We start from the raw sequence: 2,118 nt of genomic DNA, 5'->3' as shown, positions 1-2,118 counted from the left end.
GCCTGGACCGAGAGGTCCAGCGTCTCGTTCCGGCCAGCGCCGGGGCGCTTGGTGTAGCCATCCACACCGCGCCGCTCGGCCAGCAATTCCTCGATCCGCTCGCGTTCGATCGAGGCGGCAAAGAGATAGGCGCCGGGCCCTTGATCCATGCGTGCAGCGGCTGCCAGAACGGTGTCCTTCAGCCGGTCAACCGCCATGTTCAGCAACTTGATCGAGCGCGCCTTTTTGCCCTGCGAACCGCGCTCGGGCGAAACATGCCACACCCGATCCGACAGTTTGAAGCCGCCGCGCCCGATCGACAGGAACCACCGATCACCGACACCCTCGCGTTTGCGCTTGCGCCAGAACTTTTCGGCATTGTCCGACCAGCCGGGCGGGCCGTTGAAATCCACCACCGCAAGGAACGGCTTTAACGACCAGTCTTCACCCTCCACGGCATAGGTTCGATCCATCAGGTCGGGCAGCACCTCGGCATCCTCGACATATTTGCCGGGGTTGATGGCACGATACCGACCTTCCAGATCCCGCGCCCTCGGGGCCGAAGCGGGCGGCTGGGTCAGGTCGAACCGATCCAGCGCCATCCGTTTTCCATCCAAGCCCCAGGCCGTGATCAGCACAGCAAACCATGTGCCGTTCACGTCCACCGAGACCGTGATAAACCGCGTCCAGTTCGGGCAAGTCATAGGTGGCAAATCAGCAGCCACCTCGCGCAGCGCGGTGGCCGAGAGATCGCTTTCGCCGTCATCGGGCCGCGCATATGGCACACCGATATCGGTGTAGTGTACCCGCGCGAAATCGCTATCATCCTGCGACATTTCGAAAGCCCGGCGGGCCGTCTCATACCGCTCCACCAGCTCATCCCAGCCAGAGAAGGCAGCCGCTGCGCCATTCAGGGCGTAGCTGGCAATGGGCGTCTGCCGGATGCGCGGGTCATCGATCCGAACCAGCAACCGGTGCCCTTGCTCATCGACCAGGACAACCCCATCTTCGTCATAGGGCCGCGCCTCATGGAACCAGCCGCCTCTCCCCATCATAGCTAGTGCGTTCAGCCGGGTCTTTTCACGATGGCTGATCAGCTCGCGACAATGCGGGCACTGCATCTTTGCCATGGCGCCTGCAGCACCTGGTTCAAGGGTCTTGTCGTACAGCAGATAGTCAAAGCGCGGCTCGAACAGCTTCGAGCAATGCGGGCATTCCCAGTACCAGCGCCCGCGCGTGCCCTCATTGTAGATCTTCACGATGCCCATCGTCACCGGGGGCAAGCGATGCGGTGCGAGCTTGTCGAACTCCCAAACCTGCGTCGCATCGACCGGGAAGGCGGGCGTGCTTTCGGCAAACACACAGCCCCGGCTCATGAAGGTCCTGATCCGCTGCAGCGCCATCCCGAACGGGGTGCCTTCCGGCGCATCCTTTGGGCCAAGCCTTTGCGGCATGTGGTCATAGTCGGTCAGCAACACCATGCGCTGCGACCGGCTCGAAAGCTGGTTGGCCACAGGATAGCCAATGGTCAGGCGCATGCCCTTGAAACGCTTCTGGGCAAAGGTGCTGTCATCGCGCGCCGTGCCCAGTCGTTCCTTCAGGAACTGGCTGTTCGAAATCGCCGGATCGAGCTTTTCCTCCACCCAAGCATCGCCATCGGTCTTGGTCATGTGAATGACCTGCACCGGAGAAGGCGCGCACATGATGGCATGCGCCGAAACCGAAAGCAGCATCTGACTTTTGCCGCTCTGTGATGGACCAACAAAGCAGACCGTCTTGAAACGCCGCGATTGGCTCACGTCTTGCGGCTCGACCGTGTAGGGCGCAACCGTGCGGTCATAGGCCTGCCAGTTCCCCTGCACCGGCACTTTCAGATAGCGCTCGGCCGCGTCGGTGACCGAGATCCTGCTGGGCGGGTCCAGCAATGGCAGGCTGTTAGCCAGCAATTCCTCTGGCGTGATGAATGGCGGCAGCGGCGGGATGCGCGCAAGGACCCCGATGCCACGGTCTGACATGGCCACCATCAGACGCTCAGCTCACCTTGCCGCGCACCGATCGACATCACTGAGCCGGGGCGGCGCACCAAGTCTTCAAGGCTGGCCTTGATGTCCTCGCGCAACTCATCGGTGCGAGCGACGA

1 protein-coding gene is annotated in these 2,118 nt (G+C 62.4%); it reads right to left on the bottom strand.

Annotated features, from left to right (window positions below; all coding sequences use genetic code 11):
• Nucleotides 1-1,994: terminase gpA endonuclease subunit (locus JNN06_RS10655; protein WP_291239571.1), on the bottom strand; the 1,994-nt coding region annotated here is incomplete at its 3' end.
• Between the last annotated feature and the right edge of the window lie 124 nt (nucleotides 1,995-2,118).

This window comes from Gemmobacter sp., assembly GCF_016792925.1.
Lineage (GTDB): Bacteria > Pseudomonadota > Alphaproteobacteria > Rhodobacterales > Rhodobacteraceae > Gemmobacter.
The sequence above is the reverse complement of the archived record's forward strand: the minus strand, read 5'-3'. Positions and strand labels throughout refer to the sequence as shown.